We start from the raw sequence: 4,408 nt of genomic DNA on the forward strand, positions 1-4,408 counted from the left end.
GCATTTCAACAGCTTAATCTACGCTCACCGACCCTATCACGACACGCCGTGAATAATCCGGGCTAGAAGAGATCATTGTAGACGAGCGGCGCAATGCCTTTGAGAGCGGCCTTGTCGACGCGGTTAAACGAACGACCGGCAGCTGGCGTCAATTTTGGATTGGAGTTGCTGCTGGTTTTGTAAGCGCTCTTCTGTTCGCTATTTTGATTGTCGTTGTGGCCATTATAGTAATTGATGGTCGATCCGTCGTTGATCTTGTAAAAGAACTTCCGATTGATCATGTGGAGCAACAAGCACCCGAATAGGACGAGAAGCATGGCACATCGAACTACCAACCGAGAAGTCACCAGCAAACGCGCCGCAACAGCAGCGTCAAAGGTTCTTCGAAATCCAAATGCCAGCAAGGCGGCGAAGTCGGCAGCCGGATCAGCTCTGACCCAAAGGCCCAACCGGCCTACGAAAAAAAAATAGACTGGGCTGCGTTCTCGGTAAGCTTCAACACGAATGCCCAATTTATGATGGCACCGTAATTTTAGACTTTTGCCCGTAACCCATTGATACTATGTGGGACAATATGGGCGAAAAAGTCTAAAAATTGAGGCTGGAAGCCAAAGCCCATGACCTTCTAAGCCGTAGGTCCCAGGTTCGAATCCTGGAGGGCGCGCCAATTGTTTCAGTCAATTTTTTCAATGGCCTAGCCGGAGGATTGTCATGCTTGAAGCTTTAGTCGAACATCATTTTCTGAGCACCAACGGCATTAGCCCCAACAATGATGCGCTGCCTTTGATTCTTTATAAGGGCGCGGTGAAGCTGACCGGCGACGAGCCGGAAAGCGACGTTGAAAAAGTCTTTTGGGGAAATGATTGGGGCAACGGCTTTCGCGGCGATACTTTCGCTTTTCATCATTATCATTCCTCGGCCCATGAAGTGGTGGGCTGCGCGCGTGGTTCTGCGCAAGTGCAGTTCGGCGGACCGCAGGGTCCGGTTTTCGAATTTAAGGCCGGTGATGCCGTCCTCATTCCAGCCGGCGTTGTCCATCGCCGGCGCGACGATGCGCCAGGCTTCATGAGTATCGGTGCTTATCCGCCTGGCCAGACTCCGAATTTGTGCGTTTTTTCCGAAGCCGATGCGCGCACCGCCCGGCAAACTCCTGGTGTCGGCGATCTGGAAGTTATGGCCGTTGGCGAGAACGAACTCGCGGACGTCATGGCCCGCATTGCGCAAATTCCCCTGCCGCAAACCGATCCCATCGCCGGCGCCAATGGTGGCCCGGTCTCGACGCTTTGGCTTAACGGCAAATAGCGGCACGAACGCCAGATACTGGCAACATGCGCCTCATTAATGGTGCTTGTCATTGCGGCAACATCCGCTTCACGTTTCAAATTCCGGAGCCTGAAGGCGCTATTCCAGTGCGCGCCTGCGGCTGTAGCTTTTGCCAAAAGCATAGCCGGATATACACCTCGCACCCGGCCGGGGTGTTGGCGGCTCGTATTGCAGATGCGGCACTGGTGGAGCGCTACCGGTTCGGCACCGAGACGGCGGATTTCTACATTTGCCGAAGCTGTGGCGTCGTTCCGTTTGTCACGAGCACGATCGATGATGCCGTTTTCGCGGTAGTGAACGTCAACAGCTTCGAGGGCGTTGACCCAGCGGACCTCGACTCATCGCCAAGCGATTTTGACGGTGAGAGCGTTGACTCGCGTTTGTCCCGACGCCAGCTAAATTGGATTCCGAGCGTCACGATCGCGGCGGCGGATGGCTGACAAAAGAAGCTGATTGCGGCGCAGTCCTGCCAAGCTAATGGCGTTCAAGGCCACCATGTCGCGCATATATAAATTCCACATATCGAAATTTTCTTTGTTACCCGGCGCTAACGCGGCCGCGCAATATCCGCCGGAGGTTTGACCAGAGGATCTCCGACGGACGGCCCAAAAGCGCCGTGCGAACGCCGGCCGAGATGACGTGGCGTGGGCCACTCAGTCCGTGGTGATGTGGCTGCAAAGCAAAGGGCGCCTGAATCGTCAATGAAAAGCGCGTGGCGGCGGGCGCGGCCTGACCCGCTGCGGCATCGCGCTCCATGTTGGCGAGGTGCAATACGGTGATATTGGTGGTGAGGGCAGGCTCGACTTCACGGTAATCGGTCGGGCGGTCAATTTGGCCAGCCTGGTCGAACAATTCTGCGGCCAACTCAGCGAAGATTTTCTGCTGACCGGCGATTTCGTAGCGGAATGCTGGATCGCCTGCACGCTCGTGGGCAGCATCGCGCTGAAAGGAATCGCCGCGAAACAAACGGTCTACGTGCCGGATTGATTTATATCGGCGCCTGGTCGGGAGCGGGACTGAGCGTAACACCAATGATACGCCAGTCGCCGCTGGTCTGGCGCTGGAGCGCATAGCGCGCCAACACGGTCACGCCGTTTTCTCCGGTCAAGATTAACGGCTGCATGAATTGGTCGCCGACGGCGACGGGCTCGAGATATTCGATATAACGCGGCCGGTACACCGGGGCATATTGCTCGCGCACCATTGCCATGAATATTTCCGGCGTGGCGAAGATATTCCGGATGCTGGGCGCCGCGAAGGCAAGCGCCGCCTCGCCGTCGTCCCGCTTGAAGGCTTCCATCTGCGCCGAGATTACCGCCTGCGCACCTGCGATGTCGGCCTTGGCCGGAGCATCCTCCGCACGAAGACTCGCGGATAGCAGGGCAACGCAAAATATCAACACGGCGAACTTGCGGATTAAATGATGCATAAACTTCTCCTCCGTCCTTCTGCTACATATAGAGGAAACGACGCGTCTGACCACGCCTTTGGATGCGTGCCATGTTAACCGAGGGAGAAATTTTTATGTCCACAGAACCCGGCCCGCATCGTTTCGAAGACGTTCGTGTCATCTTGGCGCCCGACGGCGCGGCGACAACGAAGGCGGTCACGCCGAATTTCTATGCCGAGCTCGATGGCGAGTTCAATAATTTTGCCGGCCATATCTTGGTTATGTCGCACAGCTTCAGCGAGGCCTGGGAGACGTGGGAGATGCACCCGATGGGAGATGAAATCGTCGTGCTGCAAGAGGGCGACGTCGATTTCGTGCTGTGGCGGGACGGCAACAATTCTCAATATCAGTGAACCGGGCAGCTATATTGTCGTCCCGCGAGGGCAGTGGCACACCGCGCGCCCGCACAAGAAAACCAGCATGATTTTTTTTACCCCCGGTCAGGGTACGCTCAGTGCGGTGGCGCCTGGCGGGGCGGGCAGAGACTAGCTTTCGTCGACATTCCGCCAGGCGAACTCGGCCAGCCGCATCGCGCGCTCGCCAAAACCCATAGCGTTGGCCGAACTGGCATTGCCTTTGAGGGCGCGGGCATAGACACCTTGCGAGATCGACGCCAAGCGGAACATGGCGAAGGTGATGTAGAACGGCCAATTTTGAATGCCATCATCGCGTCCGGCGGCGCGGCAGTAGGCTTCGACATGCGCCTTCTCATCCGGAATGCCGAGGGCATCCAGGTCGACTCCAGCCAATCCGGGCAGGCTGTCATCGCCGGTCGCGAGATGATAGGGCAGGCAATTATATGCGAGGTCGGTTAGCGGATGACCAAGGGTTGAGAGCTCCCAGTCGAGTACAGCGGCGACTCTCGGCGCGTGGCTGCTGAGAATGAGATTGCCGAGCCGGAAATCGCCATGCACCAGGGTGGTCTCACCGTCTTCGGGTATGTTGCGCGGCAGCCATTCCATCAACCGGTCCATGTCGGCGATGTCGCCGGTTTTCGCGGCTTCGTATTGATGGCTCCATAAGGCGATTTGGCGTTCAATAAAGGACTCATGCTTGCCGTAATCGCCGAGCCCTGCCGTTTTCCAATTGATACGATGTAATTGCGCCAAGACGCCTGCCATCGAAGCATAAATCGCGGTGCGCTCCGCCGCCGTCATGCCGGTCAGTACCGGGTTTTGGCAGACCCTGCCCTCGACGTTTTCCATTACATAAAACGGCGTACCGATAACGCTGTCGTCTTCGCAGAGATGCAGTGCCTTCGGCACCGGCACACCATGAGAGGCGAGCGCCGAAATGATGCGGAATTCGCGCTCGATACGGTGCGCGCCCGGCAGCAAATCGCCAGGCGGTTTTTTGCGCAGCACCACTTGTTGCGCGCCGGACTGCAGCAGAAAGGTGGGATTGGACTGGCCGTCTTTGAACTGGCGCGCTGTCAGCGCACCGCCGAGTTGCGGCAGATGGGCCGCGAAATATTCAGAAAGTCTCGATAACTCAATGCGATGGGCGTCGCGTACCTGCGTTAGTTCCGGCAGGTGGCGGGTCTCGGCCATGCGATTGCCTCTATCTCTCAATATTATTTAGCTAGCTATTTGTTTATTGGTTTTATCTTTTTCGCGCAGATGTTTTCGGTAGTGT

General features: G+C 56.9%; 7 protein-coding genes. 3 read left to right on the forward strand and 4 right to left on the reverse strand.

Annotated features, from left to right (window positions below; translation table 11 throughout):
- Window positions 1–62: 62 nt before the first annotated feature.
- Complete coding sequence (locus O3A94_17045; protein ID MDA1357955.1) at window positions 63–512, reverse strand: hypothetical protein; 450 nt, start codon at window positions 510–512, stop codon at window positions 63–65.
- Window positions 513–711: 199 nt separating this feature from the next.
- Here O3A94_17045 and O3A94_17050 point away from each other — a divergent pair, with 199 nt between their 5' ends.
- Both O3A94_17050 and O3A94_17055 read left to right on the forward strand, forming a co-directional pair.
- Window positions 712–1,302 carry a cupin gene (locus tag O3A94_17050; GenBank protein ID MDA1357956.1) on the forward strand — a complete coding sequence of 197 codons (591 nt, stop codon included), beginning with the start codon at window positions 712–714 and terminating at the stop codon, window positions 1,300–1,302.
- A 26-nt stretch (window positions 1,303–1,328) separates the two neighbouring features.
- Window positions 1,329–1,763, forward strand: a complete 435-nt coding sequence (locus O3A94_17055; GenBank protein MDA1357957.1) for a hypothetical protein — start codon at window positions 1,329–1,331, stop codon at window positions 1,761–1,763.
- A gap of 97 nt (window positions 1,764–1,860) precedes the next feature.
- On the opposite strand, the gene O3A94_17060 is transcribed toward O3A94_17055, so the two are convergent.
- On the reverse strand, window positions 1,861–2,289 hold the full coding sequence (locus tag O3A94_17060; GenBank protein MDA1357958.1) for a hypothetical protein: 429 nt from the start codon (window positions 2,287–2,289) through the stop codon (window positions 1,861–1,863).
- A gap of 22 nt (window positions 2,290–2,311) precedes the next feature.
- Window positions 2,312–2,752: a DUF4864 domain-containing protein gene (locus O3A94_17065; GenBank protein MDA1357959.1), complete on the reverse strand. Its 441-nt coding sequence runs from the start codon at window positions 2,750–2,752 to the stop codon at window positions 2,312–2,314.
- A gap of 95 nt (window positions 2,753–2,847) precedes the next feature.
- Here O3A94_17065 and O3A94_17070 point away from each other — a divergent pair, with 95 nt between their 5' ends.
- Window positions 2,848–3,126, forward strand: coding sequence for a hypothetical protein (locus O3A94_17070; GenBank protein MDA1357960.1), 279 nt, complete (start codon window positions 2,848–2,850; stop codon window positions 3,124–3,126).
- 132 nt (window positions 3,127–3,258) lie between these two features.
- On the opposite strand, the gene O3A94_17075 is transcribed toward O3A94_17070, so the two are convergent.
- A complete protein-coding gene (locus O3A94_17075; GenBank protein MDA1357961.1) occupies window positions 3,259–4,323 on the reverse strand; it encodes a phosphotransferase family protein in 1,065 nt (354 codons plus the stop codon).
- Window positions 4,324–4,408: the final 85 nt, after the last annotated feature.

This window comes from Pseudomonadota bacterium (assembly GCA_027624955.1).
Lineage (GTDB): Bacteria > Pseudomonadota > Alphaproteobacteria > UBA828 > UBA828 > PTKB01.